Source organism: Kitasatospora sp. NPDC093102, from assembly GCF_040683915.1.
Classification (GTDB): domain Bacteria; phylum Actinomycetota; class Actinomycetes; order Streptomycetales; family Streptomycetaceae; genus Kitasatospora.
This window is the reverse complement of record NZ_JBFBFA010000003.1, coordinates 41,109-59,448: the sequence shown is the minus strand read 5'-3', so window position 1 is coordinate 59,448 and position 18,340 is coordinate 41,109. Positions and strand designations below refer to the sequence as shown.

14 protein-coding genes are annotated in these 18,340 nt (G+C 72.8%); 7 read left to right on the top strand and 7 right to left on the bottom strand.

The window, feature by feature from the left end; all coding sequences use genetic code 11:
• The first annotated feature begins 23 nt into the window (after nucleotides 1–23).
• Nucleotides 24–227 carry a hypothetical protein gene (locus AB0O11_RS05955; RefSeq protein WP_363382201.1) on the top strand — a complete coding sequence of 68 codons (204 nt, stop codon included), beginning with the start codon at nucleotides 24–26 and terminating at the stop codon, nucleotides 225–227.
• Nucleotides 228–481: 254 nt separating this feature from the next.
• Here AB0O11_RS05955 and AB0O11_RS05950 read toward each other — a convergent pair whose 3' ends face one another.
• Nucleotides 482–766 (bottom strand): hypothetical protein, encoded by a 285-nt coding sequence (locus AB0O11_RS05950; RefSeq protein ID WP_363382199.1) that lies wholly within the window; start codon nucleotides 764–766, stop codon nucleotides 482–484.
• Nucleotides 767–980: 214 nt separating this feature from the next.
• Between AB0O11_RS05950 and AB0O11_RS05945 the strand changes: the two genes are divergently transcribed.
• The 3 genes from AB0O11_RS05945 (at nucleotide 981) to AB0O11_RS05935 (ending at nucleotide 7,172) form a co-directional block, all read left to right on the top strand.
• A complete protein-coding gene (locus tag AB0O11_RS05945; RefSeq protein ID WP_363382196.1) occupies nucleotides 981–3,941 on the top strand; it encodes a BTAD domain-containing putative transcriptional regulator in 2,961 nt (986 codons plus the stop codon).
• Nucleotides 3,942–4,419: 478 nt separating this feature from the next.
• Nucleotides 4,420–5,184: a class I SAM-dependent methyltransferase gene (locus AB0O11_RS05940; protein ID WP_363382194.1), complete on the top strand. Its 765-nt coding sequence runs from the start codon at nucleotides 4,420–4,422 to the stop codon at nucleotides 5,182–5,184.
• Nucleotides 5,185–5,267: 83 nt separating this feature from the next.
• Nucleotides 5,268–7,172: an ATP-binding SpoIIE family protein phosphatase gene (locus AB0O11_RS05935; RefSeq protein WP_363382191.1), complete on the top strand. Its 1,905-nt coding sequence runs from the start codon at nucleotides 5,268–5,270 to the stop codon at nucleotides 7,170–7,172.
• Nucleotides 7,173–7,237: 65 nt separating this feature from the next.
• Here AB0O11_RS05935 and AB0O11_RS05930 read toward each other — a convergent pair whose 3' ends face one another.
• Nucleotides 7,238–9,433, bottom strand: coding sequence for an MMPL family transporter (locus tag AB0O11_RS05930; protein ID WP_363382188.1), 2,196 nt, complete (start codon nucleotides 9,431–9,433; stop codon nucleotides 7,238–7,240).
• A 124-nt stretch (nucleotides 9,434–9,557) separates the two neighbouring features.
• On the opposite strand from AB0O11_RS05930, the gene AB0O11_RS05925 reads away from it, so the two are divergent.
• Nucleotides 9,558–10,187: a TetR/AcrR family transcriptional regulator gene (locus AB0O11_RS05925; RefSeq protein WP_363382186.1), complete on the top strand. Its 630-nt coding sequence runs from the start codon at nucleotides 9,558–9,560 to the stop codon at nucleotides 10,185–10,187.
• On the opposite strand, the gene AB0O11_RS05920 is transcribed toward AB0O11_RS05925, so the two are convergent.
• Nucleotides 10,184–11,134 (bottom strand): LysR substrate-binding domain-containing protein, encoded by a 951-nt coding sequence (locus tag AB0O11_RS05920; RefSeq protein WP_363382184.1) that lies wholly within the window; start codon nucleotides 11,132–11,134, stop codon nucleotides 10,184–10,186. The genes AB0O11_RS05925 and AB0O11_RS05920 overlap by 4 nt on opposite strands.
• Nucleotides 11,135–11,325: 191 nt before the next feature.
• Here AB0O11_RS05920 and AB0O11_RS05915 point away from each other — a divergent pair, with 191 nt between their 5' ends.
• Nucleotides 11,326–11,877: a peroxiredoxin gene (locus AB0O11_RS05915; protein ID WP_363382182.1), complete on the top strand. Its 552-nt coding sequence runs from the start codon at nucleotides 11,326–11,328 to the stop codon at nucleotides 11,875–11,877.
• A 3-nt stretch (nucleotides 11,878–11,880) separates the two neighbouring features.
• Complete coding sequence (locus AB0O11_RS05910; protein ID WP_363382179.1) at nucleotides 11,881–12,423, top strand: alkyl hydroperoxide reductase; 543 nt, start codon at nucleotides 11,881–11,883, stop codon at nucleotides 12,421–12,423.
• A 110-nt stretch (nucleotides 12,424–12,533) separates the two neighbouring features.
• Here AB0O11_RS05910 and AB0O11_RS05905 read toward each other — a convergent pair whose 3' ends face one another.
• The 4 genes from AB0O11_RS05905 to AB0O11_RS05890 form a co-directional block, all read right to left on the bottom strand.
• A complete protein-coding gene (locus AB0O11_RS05905) occupies nucleotides 12,534–14,057 on the bottom strand; it encodes an AI-2E family transporter (RefSeq protein WP_363382176.1) in 1,524 nt (507 codons plus the stop codon).
• Nucleotides 14,058–14,564: 507 nt separating this feature from the next.
• Nucleotides 14,565–15,323 (bottom strand): transglycosylase SLT domain-containing protein, encoded by a 759-nt coding sequence (locus AB0O11_RS05900; protein ID WP_363382174.1) that lies wholly within the window; start codon nucleotides 15,321–15,323, stop codon nucleotides 14,565–14,567.
• A 433-nt stretch (nucleotides 15,324–15,756) separates the two neighbouring features.
• Nucleotides 15,757–17,091 carry a PhoH family protein gene (locus AB0O11_RS05895; RefSeq protein ID WP_363382171.1) on the bottom strand — a complete coding sequence of 445 codons (1,335 nt, stop codon included), beginning with the start codon at nucleotides 17,089–17,091 and terminating at the stop codon, nucleotides 15,757–15,759.
• Between the two features lie 237 nt (nucleotides 17,092–17,328).
• On the bottom strand, nucleotides 17,329–18,123 hold the full coding sequence (locus AB0O11_RS05890) for an isoprenyl transferase (protein ID WP_363382168.1): 795 nt from the start codon (nucleotides 18,121–18,123) through the stop codon (nucleotides 17,329–17,331).
• Between the last annotated feature and the right edge of the window lie 217 nt (nucleotides 18,124–18,340).

Genomic DNA, 18,340 nt, shown 5'->3' with positions numbered 1-18,340 from the left:
CGACCAGAGCGAGGAGCAGCACGGTGAGCACCCGACAGCGAAACGCCCCGGCCTACCGGCCGCACGTGGGTGAACTCGTCCTCGACCGGAGGACCGGACGTACCGGCATCTACATGGACACCATCGGCGGCGAGCACTACCTGCGCCCCGAGAGCGGCGGCCGGGAATGGACCACCGACCCGCACCAGGTCGGCCCGACCTCCGGGCCCCGCGATTCGGCTGATTGAGATCAGCACCGGGAATTTGCGGAAAAATCCACGCAAACCGTAACGCTCGGACCCGGGCAATCGTCCCGATGAATCCGGAATTCCGGAACGCCCGGCGCCCACCGCCGGGCACGTTACGGATAACACCGGTCACCATGCGTGCACCGCGTGCGGGAATCGGCCACCGCTATCCACCCGCAAACGAATTGGCGCGCGCATAACCACCAGCGCCCCCGTGCCCGGACGGGGGCACGGGGGCGCTCGGCCGGCGCTGCTTACGGGTTGCCGCCGACGAGGGTCTCCGGCTCGTACGGACCGCCCGGCTTGCCGCCGGCCGGCCGGGCGGGCTCCTCGATGTACTGCCCCTCGTCTCCGAACGGGGCGTTCTCGAACGCGTTCTTCTCCGCGTCGGTCGGCGCGGTGTACTCGGCCGGGTTCGAGGACGCGGCCACCGCGCCCTCGACAGCCTCGCCCGCCTCCACAGCGGCGGCCGGGGTGCCGATCTGCGCCACGTTCTGGGGCGCCGACGGCTCCGGGGTCTCGCTCTGGTCGTTGGCCATTGGGCGGCCGCCTTTCGGTCATCAATTGTCTTCAGCCCGACCTCTGTGGCGCGGGCGCGCGGACAGTATCGTAGAGTTGATTAAATGTCCGATAAACACCGTGCGACGTGCGGCGCCGTCCGGCAGAGTCGGGCGTCCGCCTAGGCTGAACCACCGCGGCGGACCGCCGAGCGCCCTTTCACGGAATCGACACCACAGGCCATCGGGGGACTTCATGGAGTTTCTGGAGACGCCGCAGGACCCTGCGCTGCGCTTCCAAGTCCTCGGTCCGGTCCAGGCCTGGCTCGACGGCAAGCCGCTCTCCCTCGGATCGCCACAGCAGCAGGCCGTTCTGACGACCCTTCTGCTGCATTCCGGACGTCCGGTCACCACGCAGGACCTGGTCGACGCGCTCTGGGGCGAGCGCCCTCCGGCCCAGGCGGTGGCGGCGCTGCGCACGTACATCTCCCGCCTGCGCTCCGTCATCGAGCCCCGGCGCGAGGTGCGCCGACCCGCCGAGCTGCTGGTCTCGGTCGCCGACGGCTACGCGCTGCGCATCCCGGGCGAGGCCCTCGACCTGACGCTCTTCGAACGGCTCTCCGCCGAGGCCACCGCCGCGCGCACCTCGGGCGACCGGCACCAGGCACACCGACTGCTGGTGGAGGCGCTGGACCTGTTCAGCGGCCGTCCGCTCACCGGCGTCCCCGGCCCCTACGCCGACGCCCAGCGGCTGCGGCTGGCCGAACGCCAGGTGGCCGCCGCGGAGGAGCTGTGCGCCGCCGCCCTCGACATCGGCCTGCACGCCGAGATCGTCGGCGAGCTCAACAGCCTGACCGCCGAGCACCCGCTGCGCGAGCGGCTGCGCGAACTGCTGATGCTGGCGCTGTACCGCTGCGGCCGCCAGGCCGAGGCACTCGGCGTCTACACCGACACCCGCAAGCTGCTGATCGAGGAGCTCGGCGTCGAACCGGGCGCGGGCCTGTCCGCGATGCACACCCGCATCCTCGCCGCCGATCCCGACCTGGCACCCCCCGCCACGGCTGCCCCCGCCGCCCGCAAGGAAGGTCCGGCCGCGCCGCCCGCCCCGGCCCAACTCCCGGCGGATGTATCGGACTTCAGCGGCCGCACCGAGCTGGTGGGCGACCTCTCGACGGCCCTGATGAACGCCACCGGCCAGGCCGTCGTGGTGACCTCGCTGGCCGGCATCGGCGGAGTCGGCAAGACCACTCTCGCCGTGCACGTCGCCCACCGCGTCCGCGCCGAGTTCCCGGACGGGCAGCTGTACGTCGACCTGCGCGGAGCCGGCGCCTCACCCGCCGACCCGGTGGCCGTCCTGGGCGACTTCCTGCATGCGCTCGGCGTCGCCGAGAGCCCCGACTCGCTGGAACAGCGCGCCGCCCTCTACCGCTCGCTGCTCGCCAGCCGGCGGATGCTGATCCTGCTCGACAACGCGCGCGACGCCGATCAGATCCGGCCGCTGATCCCGGGCGTCTCCGGCTGCGCGGTGCTCGCCACCAGCCGCTCCCGGCTCGCCGGCATTCCCGGCGCCCAGCTGTTCGACGTCGAGGAGCTGACCCCGGACGAGGCGCTGGCGTTGTTCTCGGCCATCGTCGGCGAGCAGCGGGTCGCCGCCGAGCCCGAGGCGGCCATGAAGGTGATCACCGCCTGCGGCTTCCTGCCGCTGGCCGTCCGCATCGCCGCCGCCCGGCTGGCCAGCCGCCCGCGCTGGAGCGTCTCCGACCTGGCCCGTCGGTTAGCGGACCAGCGTCGGCGGCTGGACGAACTCCAACTCGGCAACCTCGCCGTGGAGACCACCATCGGACTCGGCTACGGACAGCTGTCCGGGCCCGAATCCCGCGCCTTTCGGCTGCTCGCCCTGATCGACTCCCCCGATATCCCGCTGGCGGCCGCCGCGGCGCTGCTCGGCGTGGACGAGTACACCGCTGAGGACCTCGCCGAGGCGCTGGTCGAGGCGAACATGCTGGAGTGCTTCACCCCCGGCCGCTACCGCTACCACGACCTGCTCCGGCTCTACGCCCAGCGGCAGAACGAGCGGATCGGAGACACCGGGGAGCAGGAGCGGGCGGTGCTGCGGCTGCTCGACCTGCTGATCCCGACCGTCCACAACGCGACCCAGGTCATCGAGCCGGACGACCCGCTGCCCGAGCTGCTCACCACACCCTCCTCGGCCGGGATCAGCCTGCCGACCAGCGGCTCCGCCCAGGACTGGCTCCGAACCGAGGGCGCCCTGCTGCTCAGCGCCACGGCCGCGGCGGCGGCCGGTCCGCGCGCCTTGCAGCACGCGGCGATCGACCTGCTGATCCTGGTGTACGGCCTCGGCCCGGACCCCACCCACGGCCCCCAGGGGCGGCAGATCCTGGAGACCATCGGAAACGAGGCGGAGCGCCGCGGCGACCGCGCCGCACTCGCCCGGGTCCACGTCGCCCTGGGCACCCTGCAGTCCGTCACCAGTGACTTCCAGGGATCCGAACAGTCGTTCCGCCGGAGTCTGGAGAACCAGGCCCCGGACGAGCCGACCTTCCTGCTCCTCGCCACGGCCAACATGCTGGGCGTGATGCTGAACGTCGGCAACCGTCCGGCCGAGGCTCTGTTGTTCTACGAACAGGCCCGTGCCACCAGCCAGGCCGTCGGCGCCCCCTTCCTTGAGGCGCGGGTGGTCAGCAACATAGCCCGGGCGCAGCACCGGCTCGGCATGACGGAGACGGCGATCCGGTCGGCCGGCGAAGGCGTTGCCGCCGCGCGCGAGTCCAAGAACGACACACTGCTCGCCCAGACCCTCTACCAGCTGGGCGTGGTGCTCTCCGGCATCGAGGCCGTCCCGCACCTGCGGGAGGCGCACGGGCTGTACCAGTCGCAGCAGAACCCCCTATGGGAGGGCTACACCCTGGCCCGTCTCGCCTCCGCCCTGCTCGTCGCCGGGCAGCACGCCGAGGCCGCCGAGGCGGCCGGTGCGTCGCTGGCGATCGGCCAGGAGTTGGGCTCCGCCTACTGCCAGGGCCTGGCCAACGCCGCTCTGGGCGAGGCGTTGCTCGCCCTCGCGCAGCCGGCCCGCGGACTCGCCTGCCTCCAGGAGGCGCACGCGATCTTCACGCGGCTCGGTGTGCCGGAGGCCTCCCCCGTGGCGGACCTCATCTCCCAGCAGCACACCGAGCCCCTCTCTCCCCCCGCGCCGTAAGGCCTCCGATCCCCCGCGGAGAACCTCCCCCCGTTCCGCGCGTCGGCGCTCCCGCAGCCCCCCGGCTGCGGGAGCGCCCTCAACGCTTCCCCGGCGCTGGACTCCACTGTGCACCGGACCGATTGACGTTCAATAAACGTCGGATAGTCAGCCCGCGGAGCGGCAAAACCGCAGGTCATCGACGTCACCCTGGCGCGCCGTCCGGCGTGCAGGGTCTCGCGCACAACCCTGCCCGCACCCTCGTGCTTCCACAACCCCGGCCACAACGGCCCAAGAACGGCGAGTTGGCCGGAAAGGGACCCCATGGCACAGTGATCACGCATATTCTCAGATGCCAGTACGCACGAGTGTCTGCCGGAACGCATCGGGGTGCAGTCCGTCCGTGTGGTGCGGAGAGCGTGACGTACCGCCACCGGCAGCGGCCCGCGGGGCCGCGGAGGAGCCACCGGAGGCCACGGGTGGAAGGGTGCCTCGCAACGTGACGACCGGACAGATATCCGACCCGTTCCCCGTCGGCGAGGACGCCGGCGACGACGACCCCGAGGTACGGCGGCGGCGGGCGGCCCGGGCACTGCAGGCGGTCGCCTTCGACACCATCGGCGCCGGGTACGGCGAGGCCTTCCCCGCCAAGGACGGACAGCTGGCCTGCGGCCGGCTGCTGCTCGCCCGGCTCGAACCCGGCGCCCCGGTGCTGGACGTGGGCTGCGGCACCGGTGACCCGACCGTCCGGCAGCTGGCCGCGGGCGGTCTCCGGGTGACCGGAGCGGACCTCTCCGACGGAATGCTCGCGCTGGCCCGGCGGACCGCCTTCCCGGGCGTGTTCCCGCCGGTCTTCCATCGGATCGACCTGTACGATCTGGCCACCGAGCGCGCGGACCGGGTCTGGAACGCCCCCGAACTTGGGCCGGACGGCCGGGGCCGCTTCGCCGCGGTCACCGCGTTCTTCTCGCTGATCCTGCTGCCGCAGGACGAGATCCCGACCGTGCTCGGGCAGCTGCACGAACTCCTGCGGCCCGGCGGACTGCTGGCGCTCGGTATGGTCGAGGCGGACCTGGATCACGTTCCGCTTCCGTTCCTTGGCAGAGAGCTGCGGATCAGTGGGTATCTGAGGGAGGATCTGGAGCGGGTTCTGGTCTCGGCCGGCTTCGCCGTCGAGGAGTGCTCGGGGCATCCGTACGCACCGGCCAGTACCTCGCTGCCGCCGGAGGAACAGCTGTTCCTGTGCTGTCGACGCGTCGGCTGATCGAACCGGGACAGGACCGGCCGCACCCGCGGCCGGCGCAACAGAACAGCTCACCGACCACACCGAATCCAGGACAGGCAGCCGTGCGCGACCAGCTCAAGACCGAGGCGGAGCAGCCGCCCGCCGTCCCGGGCCAGCGCCGTCAGGTCCCGGCCCCGACCTCGGCCCCGACGGCGTCGAGCCCGGCTTCGCCCTCGGCTCCGGCCCTGACGACGGCCCCGGCTCCGGCGAAGCGGGCCGGCGCACGGCCGGAGCGCACCGAGATGGCGGACCGCCTGGCGTACCTCGACTCGGCGACCCGGCGGATCAACAGCGCCCTCGACCTCGCCGCGACGCTGCGCAACATCGGCCGGGTACTGGTCCCGACGCTCGCCGACGCCGCCGTCGTCCACCTGCGCGACCCGCTGCCCAACGTCGAACGCGAACCCGGCTTCCCGGAGGAGCTGCGGATACACCACAGCACCGGCACCCGGATCGGCCGACGCGGCCGCCCGAGCGGCCTGGACGACCGGCGCCGCTCCCGCTACGGCGCCCGTTCGACCGCCGACGGCGGCCCGGCCACCCCGGTGACCCGCGGCGGCGCGCTCGCCCACGCCCTGCTGAGCCGCCGCCCCGCCGAGCCGGCCGTCCTCGGCACGCCCTCCGCCGAGCGCGCCGAGACACTGCTGCGCGAGCTGTACGGCACCCGCGGGGTGGCCCGGCTGGCCGCCGGCACCTCCGTCCTCGCCCTGCCGCTGCGCGGCCGCAAGGCCGTCCTCGGGCTGCTGATACTGATCCGCCGCCCTCCCGAACGCACCGGCCGCCCGGTCTTCGACGCCGCGGACACCGCGACCGCGGCGCACCTCGCCACCCAGGCCGGGCTGGCCGTGGACACCGCGCTGCGCTACGCCCGCGAGTGGGAGATCGCCAACGAGCTCCAGCGCAGCATGCTGCCGCTGCGCCTGCCGCAGTCGCACGGCGTCCGGATCGCCCAGCGCTACCTGCCGGGTGAGCGCGGCGCGCAGGTCGGCGGGGACTGGTACGACGCCGTCCCGCTGCCCGGCAACCGGGTCGCCCTGATCGTGGGCGACGTGATGGGCCACTCGCTCACCTCGGCCGCCATCATGGGCCAGCTGCGCACCAGCGCCCAGACCCTGGCCGCCCTCGACCTGCCGCCGCACGAGGTGCTCTACCACCTGGACGAACAGGCCCAGCGGCTCGGCCGTGAACAGCACCTGGCCACCTGCGTCTACGCGGTGTACGACCCGATCGCCAACCGGGTGGTGATGGCCAACGCCGGGCACGTCCCGCCGGTGCTGGTCCGCCCGGACGGGACCGCCGAGCTGGTCGAGCTGGACTCCGGGGCGCCGATCGGCGTCGGCGGGGTGGACTTCAACTCCGTCGAGCTGCCCGCACCGCCCGGCTCGGCGCTGCTGTTGTTCACCGACGGCCTGGTGGAGACCCGCACCCGCCCGATCAGCGACGGCCTGGAGGTGCTGCGCGCCCGGATCGCCGCCGCCCGCTGGCAGTCCCCCGAGCAGTTGTGCCAGGAGGCGCTGCGGATCCTGCCGCCCGGCGACCGTGGCGACGACATCGCGCTGCTCGGCGCCTGCTTCGACGGCATCCCGGCCGGGGACGTCGCGCACTGGTACCTCCAGCCGCGCAACGAGACACCGGGCCGGGCCCGTCGGCTGGCCGCGCACACGCTGCGCCGCTGGGGGCTGGACGAGCTCAGCGAGGGGACCGAGCTGATGGTCAGCGAGCTGGTGACCAACGCCGTCCAGCACGCGACCCGGCCGGTCACCCTGAGCCTGGTGCGCACCACCCGGCTGCGCTGCGAGGTCGGCGACGACAGCCCGCTGCTGCCGCGCCCGCGCCGCACCGGGCCGGAGGACGAACGCGGGCGCGGGCTGCAGATAGTCGCCCGGTGCGCGGACCGCTGGGGCGCGACCAGGCTGGGCACCGGCAAGGTGGTCTGGTTCGAGCAGCGGCTGCCCGCGCCGATGTGAACGTCGGGGCGTGAACACAGGTGCGCCCGGCGGGAACGGTCCCGCCGGGCGCCTCGTACGGGCCGTCAGACCCGGGTCGGCTCCTTCGCCGGTTCCCCGGCCGGCTGCTCCGCCAGCCGGGCGATCAGCTGCTCGCCCTCCATGTCCACCCGCGGCACGACCTTCTCCAGCCGCTTCGGGAACCACCAGGCGGCCTTGCCGAACAGCGCCATCGCAGCCGGCACCAGCGCCATCCGCACCACGAAGGCGTCCACCAGCACACCCACCGCGAGGGCGAAGCCGATCGGCTGGACGATCGGGTCGTGGCCGAAGACGAACGAGCCGAACACCGCCACCATGATCAGCGCGGCCGCGGTGACCACCCGGGCCCCGTTCCGCACGCCGGCCACCACGGCCTCGCGCGGCGCCGCGCCGTGGACGTGCTGCTCCTTCATCCCGGAGACCAGGAACAGCTCGTAGTCCATCGCCAGCCCGAACAGCACGCCGATCAGCAGGATCGGCACGAAGCTCACCACCGGCCCGACCTTGGGCACGTCGATCAACCCGTCCAGCCAGCCCCACTGGTAGACCGCGACCACCGCGCCGAGCGAGGCGGTGATGCTGAGCAGGAACCCGGCCACCGCCTTGAGCGGGACGAGCACCGAGCGGAACGCCAGTGCCAGCAGGACCACCGCGATCCCGACGATCACCGCGAGGAAGGGCGGCAGCGCCTGGCCGAGCTTGGTGGAGACGTCGATGTTGGCGGCCGTGGTGCCGGTGACGGCGATGTCCGCGCCGGTCGCCGCCTTCAGCTCCGCCTTCTGGCCGCGGATCTCGTTGACCAGCGCCTTGGTGTCCGCGTGGTCCGGGCCGGTCCGCGGGATGACGGTCACCAGCGCGGTGCGGCTCGCCTGGTCGACGGTCGGCGGCAGCAGCGTGCCGACGCCGTCGAGGGTCTGGAGCTTCGCGGCCACGCCCTGCACCGCCTGCTCGGGCTGCGGCGCGCCGTGGGCGTCCACCACGACCACCAGCGGAGCGTTGAAGCCAGGCCCGAAGCTCTCGCCGACCAGGTCGTACGCCTTGCGGGCGTCCGTCCCGGTGGCCTGCGAACCGCCGCTCGGCAGGCCGAGGTCCAGGCTCGCGGCGGGCACCGCCAGGGTGCCCAGCCCGGCCAGTGCGACCAGCAGGACGGGCAGCGGACGGCGGACCACGAAGCGGCCCCAGCGCTCGCCCAGGGTGGTGCGGCCGTTGGCGGTCAGGGCCCGCTTCCAGATCGGCAGCCGGTCGATGGCCCGGCCGGTGAAGCCCAGCACGGCGGGCAGCAGCGTGATCGCGACCAGGACGGCCACCACCACGGCCCCGGAGGCGGCCAGACCCATCACGGTGAGGAAGGGGACGCCCGCGACGGCGAGTCCGGCGAGCGCGACGACCACGGTCAGGCCGGCGAAGACGACGGCGCTGCCGGCGGTCGCGGTGGCCCGGGCGGCGGCCTCCTCCGGCTCCAGGCCCTCGTCCAGGTGGCGGCGGTGCCGGAAGAGGATGAACAGCGCGTAGTCGATGCCGACCGCGAGGCCGACCATCAGGGCCAGCACCGGCGCGGTGGTGATGATCTCGAAGGAACCGGTGAGCGCCAGCAGACCGGCCATCGTCACGCCGACGCCGGCCAGCGCGGTCAGCAGCGGCAGCCCGGCGGCGACCAGCGTGCCGAGGGTCACCACCAGCACCAGCCCGGCCACCACCAGGCCGATCGCCTCGCTGCCGCCCTCGATCCGGGCCATCGTGTTGTACGCGTCGCCGCCGAAGGCCACGTCCAGCCCGGCCGCGCGGGCCGGCTCGGCGGCGGCCTTCACGGCGTCGCGCTGCTGGTCGGTGACGTCGGCGAGCTTGTGGTCGAACGAGACCAGCGCGAGCGCGACCTTCCCGTCCGGCGAGAGCGCGCCGGTGGCGTACGGGTCCGGCACCGCGGCCACGCCCGGCACCTGGGCGATCCGGGCGACGGCCTCGCCGACCGCCCTGCCCGCCTCGGGCGTCCCGATGCCGCCGGGCGCACCGGCGGCGAAGACGACCTGCGCGGAGCCGTGGCCCTGCGCCGGGAAGGTGTCCTTGATCCGGTCCAGGGTGGCCTGCGCCTCGGTGCCCGGGACCTTGAACTCGTCGGTGGTCTTGCCGGCGAAGGCGCCCGCGGCCCCGCCGATGGCGATGAGCAGGGCGATCCAGACGGCGACGACGGCCCGTCGTCGCCGGAAGCAGTAGCGGCCCAGTCGGTACAGGTACGTAGCCATCGGCGGTCCCTCGGGTCGGTCAGGGCAGGTCGCGTCCCACCGTAGACCGAACTTTGTCGAGTGACAAAGTTGACCGACAAGATCGTGCGACGCAGTTGCCCGCTCGTGGCGCTACCCTGGCTGAATGGCTCACGTCCCCGCCTCCGAACGCCGACCGCAACTGGTCCAGGCCGCGATCGACCTGATGACCAGGGAGGGAATCGCGGCCGGCAGCACCCGCGCGATCGCGGCCGAGCTGGGCGTGGCACAGGCGACGGTGCACTACACCTTCGGCACCAAGAAGGACCTCTACCGGGCGGTCGTCCAGCAGCTGAAGTCCGACTTCGTCGGCGAGGTGCGCGCCGCCTCCCCCGGCGACGGCGCGTTCGGTGAACAGGTCCGCACCCTGGTGCACGCGCTCTGGGAGGCCGCCACCGGCGAGCACGGGCGCTGCGTGCTGCTGAGCGAGTTCGGGGCGCTGGCCATGCGCGACCCGGACATGCAGGAGATCATGCTCGGGCTCCAGCACGACATCGAGGGCACCGCCGCCGAGATGCTCGGCGCCCTCGCGGCCGCCCACGGCCTGACCCTGGCGCTGCCCGCCCGCCGGGTCGCCGTCCACTTCCTCAGCGGCTTCGACGGCCTGACGGCCCGCCACCTCACCCTGCACCGGCCCGGCGACCGCCCCGACCAGGACACCCTGGAGGCGCTGGAGCTCCTGGTCGCGACGACGGTCGGGCTCTGCCTGGGCACCCCGGCAGCAGAACTCCGCTAGGAGGCGATCCGGACCGGCAGCTCGGCCAGCACCTCGCGCAGCGCGGCCGCGAAGCGCTCGTACTCGGCGCTGCGGGCCGAGCCCGGCCGGACGGCCAGCCCGATCCGGCGGCCGGGCGCCGGGGCGGCGAAGCGGACGGCAGCCAGCCGATCGGTGCGCCCGGCCTCGACGTCCAGCGCGGTGGCGGGCAGCAGGGTCACCCCGAGGCCCCCGGCGACCAGCTGGACCAGGGTGGACAGGCCGGCCGCGCGGGTGGTCGAGCCCACCGGGTCGGCGCCGACCTCGCGGCAGATGTCCAGCGCCTGGTCGCGCAGGCAGTGGCCCTCCTCCAGCAGCAGCACGTCCAGGTCGAGCAGCACGTCGCGCGGCACGTCGATCCGCCCGGCGAGCGGGTGGCCGGGCGGGGTGAGCAGGACGAAGTCCTCGTCGAACAACGGGATGTCCCTGGTCGGCGAGACCCCGCCGGCCGGCAGCGCGAGCAGCAGGACGTCCAGCCGCCCGGCGGCCAGGCCCTCCAGCAGCGAGGAGGTGCGCTCCTCGTGGACGTGCAGCTCCAGGTCCGGGAAGCGGTCGCGGACCAGCCGCAGCACGGTGGGCAGCAGGTAGGGCGCGACGGTCGGGATGACGCCCAGGTGCAACGGCCCGGTGAACGGGCGGCGGGCGGCCTCGACCTCCTCGGTGAGGGCCTGGAGCGAGGCGAGCACCCGACGGGCGTGCTGGTGCACGCGCTCCCCCAGCGGGGTGACAATCACCTTGCGCGTCGTACGCTCGACCAACTGCACGCCCAGCGACTCCTCCAGCGCCGCGACCGCCCCGGACAGTGCGGGCTGACTGGTCCCGGTCGCGGCGGCGGCCTCCCGGAAGTGCCGATGCTCGGCCACCGCGACGAAGGCCCGCAGCTGGGCGACGGTCGGCGTGCGCGGGCTGCGGACTGTGGCGCTCGCCACAGTCTGGTCGCCCTTGATGCCGGTGTTCCTGCGGGGACCCGGCCGCGACGTGGGGGATTCGGTACTGATAACAATCTCCGATCAGACACATCCAGTGTAGCTATTTCCCTGATCAGTCCACGATGTGGAATGGTGAGTGATGTCCGGATTCCGGACAAAGCTCCCCTCATCTCACTTCAGGAGAAGCGAACGTGCTCACGATCGGTGACAAGTTCCCCGAGTTCGACCTCAAGGCCTGTGTCGACCTGGACGCCGCGAACGCCTTCGCCGACATCAACCACAAGTCCTACGAGGGCAAGTGGAAGGTCGTCTTCTTCTGGCCGATGGACTTCACCTTCGTCTGCCCGACCGAGATCGCCGCGTTCGGCAAGCTGAACGACGAGTTCGCCGACCGCGACGCCCAGATCCTCGGCGTCTCCGGCGACTCCGAGTTCGTGCACCACGCCTGGCGCAAGGACCACAAGGACCTGCGCGACCTGCCCTTCCCGATGCTGGCCGACATCAAGCACGACCTGATGCGCGACTGCGGCGTCGAGAACGAGGACGGCACCGCCCAGCGCGCCGTCTTCATCGTCGACCCGAACAACGAGATCCAGTTCGTCATGGTGACCGCCGGCTCCGTCGGCCGTAACCCCAAGGAGGTCCTGCGGGTGCTGGACGCCCTGCAGACCGACGAGCTGTGCCCGTGCAACTGGAACAAGGGCGAGGACACCCTCGACGCCCAGGCCCTGCTGGCGGGCTGACCCATGGCTCTCGACGACCTGAAGGCCGCCCTCCCGGACTACGCCAAGGACCTCAAGCTCAACCTGGGCTCGGTCATCGGCAACTCCGACCTCCCGGCCCAGCAGCTCTGGGGCACCGTGCTGTCCTGCGCGATGGCCACCCGCAGCCCCGGTCTGCTGCGCGAGCTGGAGCCCGAGGCCAAGGCCAACCTCTCCCCGGAGGCGTACACCGCCGCCAAGGGCGCGGCCGCGATCATGGGGATGAACAACGTCTACTACCGGACCCTGCACCTGCTCTCCGACAAGGAGTACAGCACGATGCGGGCCGGTCTGCGGATGAACATCATCGGCACCCCGGGCGTCGAGAAGGTCGACTTCGAGCTCTGGTGCTTCGCGGTCTCGGCCATCAACGGCTGCGGGCAGTGCCTCGACTCGCACGAGGCCGTCCTGCGCAAGGCCGGCGTCGAGCGCGAGGTCATCCAGGCCTCGATGAAGATCGCCGCCGTTCTCCAGGCCGTGGCCGGCGTCCTCGACTCCGAGGCCGCCCTGGCCGCCGTCGACGCCTGACGCACCCCGGCACCCCGACGGGCCCCTCCCGGACACCACGTCCGCGAGGGGCCCGTCGTCGTTCCCCCGGACCGGCGGGGCCGGTACGGCGGGGCCGACCGGTGGCGGGGTCAGTCGGTGGCGGGTGCGGCCGACGGGGCGGGGTGGGTGGCCGCGGTGCGCTCGGCCGTGCGCTCGGCCGTGCGCTCGGCGGCCTCGCGGGCGGCTTCGAGCGCGGTGAAGACGGCCTGGCCCGCCTCGTTGCGGCGGCGCAGGTGGGTCACCACGGTGTTGGTGACGGCGATCAGCGGGACGGCGACCACCGCGCCACCGATGCCGCCGATGATGCCGCCGGCCGCGACGCCGAGCACGACACCGAGCGGGTGGACCCGGACGGCCCGGCCGAGGATCAGCGGCTGGAGGATGTGGCTCTCGACCTGCATCACCACCACCAGCACCACCAGCACCATCAGCGCCGTCCACGGCCCCTGGGTGACCAGCGCGATCAGCACCGCGACGGTGCCGGTGACCAGCGCGCCGACCAGCGGGACGAAGGCGCCCAGGAAGATGATCACGGCCAGCGGCAGGGCCAGCGGCACGCCCAGCAGGTCGACGCCGATGCCGATGCAGAGCGCGTCGATGAAGGCCACGCAGACCGTGCCGCGCACGTAGGCGGTGAGCGTCGCCCAGGCCTTCGGGCCGGCCCCGGCCATCGCGAAGCGGGAGTGCCGGGGCAGGCCGCGCAGCGCCCAGTTCCAGATCTTCGCGCCGTCGTAGAGGAAGAAGAAGGTGGTGAAGAAGGTCATCAGCAGCGCAGTCAGCACCTCGACGGCGATCTGCGCGCCGGTGATCGAGGCCGAGGTGAGCTGATCGGTGTTGGTGGTGATGGCCTTGGTGATCTGGTTGGCGAAGTCGGTGATCTGCTGCTGGGTCAGGTGCAGCGGCCCGGTGACCAGCCAGTCCCGCAGCTGGTTGACGCCGGTCTTCACCTGGGTGGTGACGTCCGAGAGGTTGGTCGACACCTGCCAGACCACGAACCAGCCGACCAGCCCGATCCCGGCCAGACCACTGAGGAACACCCCGCCCGCCGCCAGCGAGCGCGGCACCCCGCGCCGGCGCAGCCAGGAGACCGAGGGCTCCAGCAGCGCGGTGATCAGCAATGAGGCCAGCACCGAGAAGGCGACCAGCCGCAGCATGTCGACCACGTAGAAGACGACGTAGAGCGCGGCGCCGAGCAGCAGCAGCCGCCAGGTCGACTCGGCGGCCACCCGCAGCCCCCACGGCACCGCCTCGGCGGGCGTGGCCGGGCGGCCGGGGTGGTACTCCCGCCCGAGCCCGGTGTGCGCGACCGGTACGGCCTGGGCGGCCGGGGCCGCCACGGCGGACGGCCGGACCGCGTCGGCCGCCGAGGCCGCCTGCACCGGCGGGGCCGGGTCGGCCCGCGGGACCGGGACCGGACCGGGCGCCTCGTCGAGTGCCGGGGCGCCCCCGTCCACGAGCGCCGGCACGGGCCCGACGGCCGCCGCCGGGAGGGCCGGCTCGTCGGGGTCGGCCGCCATCGCGGCACGCCGACGCCGTTCGATCACGGCGGCCGCGCTCGCCACCACGGCCATGCCCTTGGCCACGGCCTTGAAGGCCTTTCCGCCCCGCGCCATCCTCGCTACCACCGCTCCCCTGCCGAACCCGCCGTGCCCGGCGGTACGCCGCGGGTCCTGCCGCGGCCGTCAGGGATGACGCTACCCGGCGAGGACGCGGCCAGTCCGACCGCCGGTCCGTTCGACTGGAACCACCCATCCCGATGAACCGGACAAAACGCCAGGTTCCATCTGGTTTCGGACATGGTTCGCTGGGGAGGAGTCGGGACGAGACCCCGGAGCCGAACCGCCGAGGTCGCCCACCGGCCAACTGCCGGCGGACCGGCCGGTGCGGGAAGCAACCAGGACCCCTTTCCGCGCCCCGCGTCCGCAACCGGGACCGCACCGCCCGAGGGCGCACTGGTCAGCGCAGCCCGGGCGGCGCGGTCCGCCCGTCCCACCGAACCGGAGAACGCCACAGCCGGAGAACGCCCGGGCCGGAGAACGCCACGGCCCCCGGCCGCGCGTCCTGGACGGACGAGCGGCCGGGGGCCGTGCGGAACCGAGCCGCCACAGCGGCAGCCGTTCCTAGTACCAGCTGTGGGCCTGCCAGAACGACCACGCGCCACAGGGGCTGCCGTAGCGGCTGTTCATGTAGCCGAGGCCCCACTTGATCTGGGTGGCCGGGTTGGTGCGCCAGTCGGCACCGGCCGAGGCCATCTTGGTGCCGGGCAGTGCCTGGACCAGACCGTACGCGCCGGAGCTCTTGTTGGTCGCGGTGTAGTCCCAGCCGCTCTCGCGCTTCACGATCTGGCTGAAGCACTGGAACTGCGCGTCGTTGCCGACGATCTGCCGGGCCAGGTCCTGGACCGAGCCGGGGCTGACCGAGACGGGCGGCGCACTGTCCTCGACCGCGGTCATCGCCGAGCGGGCCTTGGAGCGGTTGGCGGCGGCGTCGGCGGCCTTGCGCGCGTCGTCGGCGGCCTTGGCCGCCTTGTCCGCGTCGGCCTTGGCCTGGGCGTCGGCCTTCGCCTGGGCGTCCGCGGCGGCCTTCTGGCGCGCGGCCTCCTCGGCGGCCTTCTGCTCCGCGGCAGCCTTGGCGGCGGCGTCGGCGGAGGCCTGCTGGGCGGATGCCTGCTGGCCGATGTTGTCACTGATGGTCTGCGCCTGGGCGCCAGAGGGGACTTCGGCAAGCAGGGTCGCGCCGGCGACGTCGACCGTCTGCGTGGTCTTGCCCTCGCTGCCCGAGGCCATGCCCACGACGGCACCGACAGCGGTGACGGCGGTGGCGGAGGCCACAGCAACTCCCCGGACCGAGATCCGAGTCACATGGATTCCTTCCAGCATCGCCCACGCGTGACCGTGCGGGCGCAACATACCCCTTGACACGGACCTCCGCACGGTGCTCTGGTCACGGGAGGTGCTGGCCCGGCGTCCGGCCGAGGTGAGGCGACCGGGCGTTGGAATCGGGCGGCGTACGGCTCAACGGTCTTCAATTGTGTGTCCACCGACCGGAGTTGGCGGACCTTCCGGGGCCTGACTCCCGGAGTCCGGGAGCCCTGCCGCGCCGTACGCGGGGCCTGACAGAACCCTCACCATGCCGCACCGGGCACTGTCGACGCAATTCCCGCCCGCGTGGCGCATGTCACATTCACCGCGCGGCAGTTTCCTGGACGGAAAGCACTCGATGTGATGAACCGGACGGAGCCCGCTCCGTCAGGAGCGGGCTCCAGGGCACCAGTTGACCGCATTGTCCGGCTATGCCCCTATCTGGGGCGGATCACGGGTGGATGTCCTCCAGCATCTCCGTGACCAGCGCCGCGATCGGCGAACGCTCCGAGCGGGTGAGCGTGATGTGGGCGAAGAGCGGATGGCCCTTCAACTTCTCCACCACCGCCACCACACCGTCGTAGCGGCCAACCCGGAGGTTGTCCCGCTGCGCCACGTCGTGGGTGAGCACCACCCGCGAGCCCTGGCCGATCCGGGACAGCACCGTCAGCAGGACGTTCCGCTCCAGCGACTGCGCCTCGTCCACGATCACGAACGCGTCGTGCAGCGAGCGCCCCCGGATGTGGGTCAGCGGCAGCACCTCCAGCATCCCGCGGGAGATGACCTCCTCGATCACGTCCGGGGTGGTGACGGCGGAGAGGGTGTCGAAGACCGCCTGCGCCCAGGGGCCCATCTTCTCCGCCTCGGTGCCGGGCAGGTAGCCCAGCTCCTGCCCGCCGACCGCGTACAGCGGCCGGAAGACCATCACCTTGCGGTGCTGCCTCCGCTCCAGCACTGCTTCCAGCCCCGCGCACAGCGCCAGCGCCGACTTCCCGGTGCCGGCCCGACCGCCCATCGAGACGATGCCGATCTCCGGGTCGAGCAGCAGGTCCAGCGCCACCCGCTGCTCGGCGCTGCGCCCGCGCAGCCCGAACGCCTCGCGCTCGCCGCGCACCAGCCGCACCCGGCCGTCGCCGGTGACCCGGCCGAGCGCGCGGCCGCGCTCCGAGGTGAGCACCAGTCCGGTGTGGACGGGCAGCTCGGTGGCCCCGTCGACGTCCACCCCGGCGTCGTGGCCGGCCGAGAACAGCGCGTCCACCTGGTCGGCCGGGACGTGCAGCTCGGACATGCCCGTCCACCCCGAGGTGATCGCGAGCTCGGCCCGGTACTCCTCGGCGAGCAGGCCCACCGAGCTGGCCTTGATCCGCAGCGGCAGGTCCTTGGACACGACGGTGACGTCGTAGCCCTCGGCCTGGAGGTTGCGGGCGACCGCGAGGATCCGGGTGTCCGCCTCACCGCCGCCGGCCCGGTAGCCGACCGGCAGTATCGACACGTCGGAGTGGTTGAGCTCGACCCGGATGGTGCCGCCGAGTTCGCCGACCGGGATCGGCTCGTCGAGCCGGCCGTGGCGGATGCGGTAGTCGTCGAGCAGCCGCAGCGCCTGGCGGGCGAAGTAGCCCAGCTCCGGGTGGTGCCGCTTGGCCTCCAACTCGGTGACGACCACCACCGGGAGGACGACCTCGTGCTCCTCGAAGCGGGTCATGGCGAGCGGGTCCGCCAGGAGCACGCTGGTGTCGAGAACGTACGTGCGCCGGTCTGGTGTCCGGCGGCTCTTGGAACTGACCACTAGGCCTCCAGAGCGGATGACCCTGCGTCATCCGCGGCAAGCCGGCCCCCGCTGCCCCGGTGGCCTCGGGGCCGGACTGACTGGAGTATTCCCAGGCGGGGAACGGTGCATTCGCGTGCCCGGCGAACTGACGGATCATTGCCGGTGAACGTTTGGCCTCGCGCAGGCGCCGGGTAGGCCAGGCCTACGGCGGTCATTTCCTCCGGGCGGCCGGAGCCCGGGGCCGCCGGCCCGGGACTACAGCCCCATCCGCCGGTGGCGCTGCTCGTACGCGCGCAGCGCGCGCAGGAAGTCGACCTTGCGGAAGGCCGGCCAGTACGCCTCGCAGAAGTAGAACTCGCTGTGCGCGCTCTGCCAGAGCAGGAAGCCGGACAGCCGCTGCTCGCCCGAGGTGCGGATGATCAGGTCGGGGTCGGGCTGGTTGCGGGTGTACAGGTGCTCGGCGATGTGCTCGACGGTCAGGATCTCGGCCAGTTCCTCGATCGAGGTGCCGCGGCCGGCCTGCTCCTGGAGCAGCGAGCGGACGGCGTCGGCGATCTCGTGCCGGCCGCCGTAGCCGACCGCGACGTTGACCGTGATGCCGTCGATCTCGGCGGTCTGGTCGGCGGCCCGCTTGAGCACGTCGGCGGTGTGCTGCGGCAGCAGGTCCAGCGCGCCGACCGGGTTGACCCGCCAGCGGCGGGCGGCGGCCAGGCCGGTGACGGCGTCCTCGATGATGCCGAGCAGCGGGACGAGCTCGTCGGCCGGGCGGTCCAGGTTGTCGGTGGAGAGCATCCAGAGGGTGACGACCTTGACGTGGGTCTCGTCGCACCAGCCGAGGAACTCGCTGATCTTGTCGGCGCCGCGCTGGTGGCCGTACGCGGTGGAGCCGCCGGCCGCCTTGGCCCAGCGGCGGTTGCCGTCCAGGATCACGCCGATGTGGCGCGGGGTGCTCGCGAGGTGGACCTCGACCCGTCGGCCGTAGAGCCCGTACATCCCGCTGAGCAGGGTGCGAAGCCCCGGCGTCCGTTCGGCGACATCGCGCAGACCCATGTTTCCCGGCCCCTCCGTGCTCGTTGCAACTGGTGCGTCCCCGCCCCCGGCGCAGCCTACTCCGGCACGCAGGTGCACGGTAAAGCCGCAGGTAGCGGTCTGGTCACGGTCCTGTACGAAGTCTGTCGTGACCGGCGTGTCGGGAGACGTCCGGGCGAGCGGCGGGGTCGTTCCGGGGCCCTCGGGACGGGGACACGGAACGGTCTCCGAATCCTTA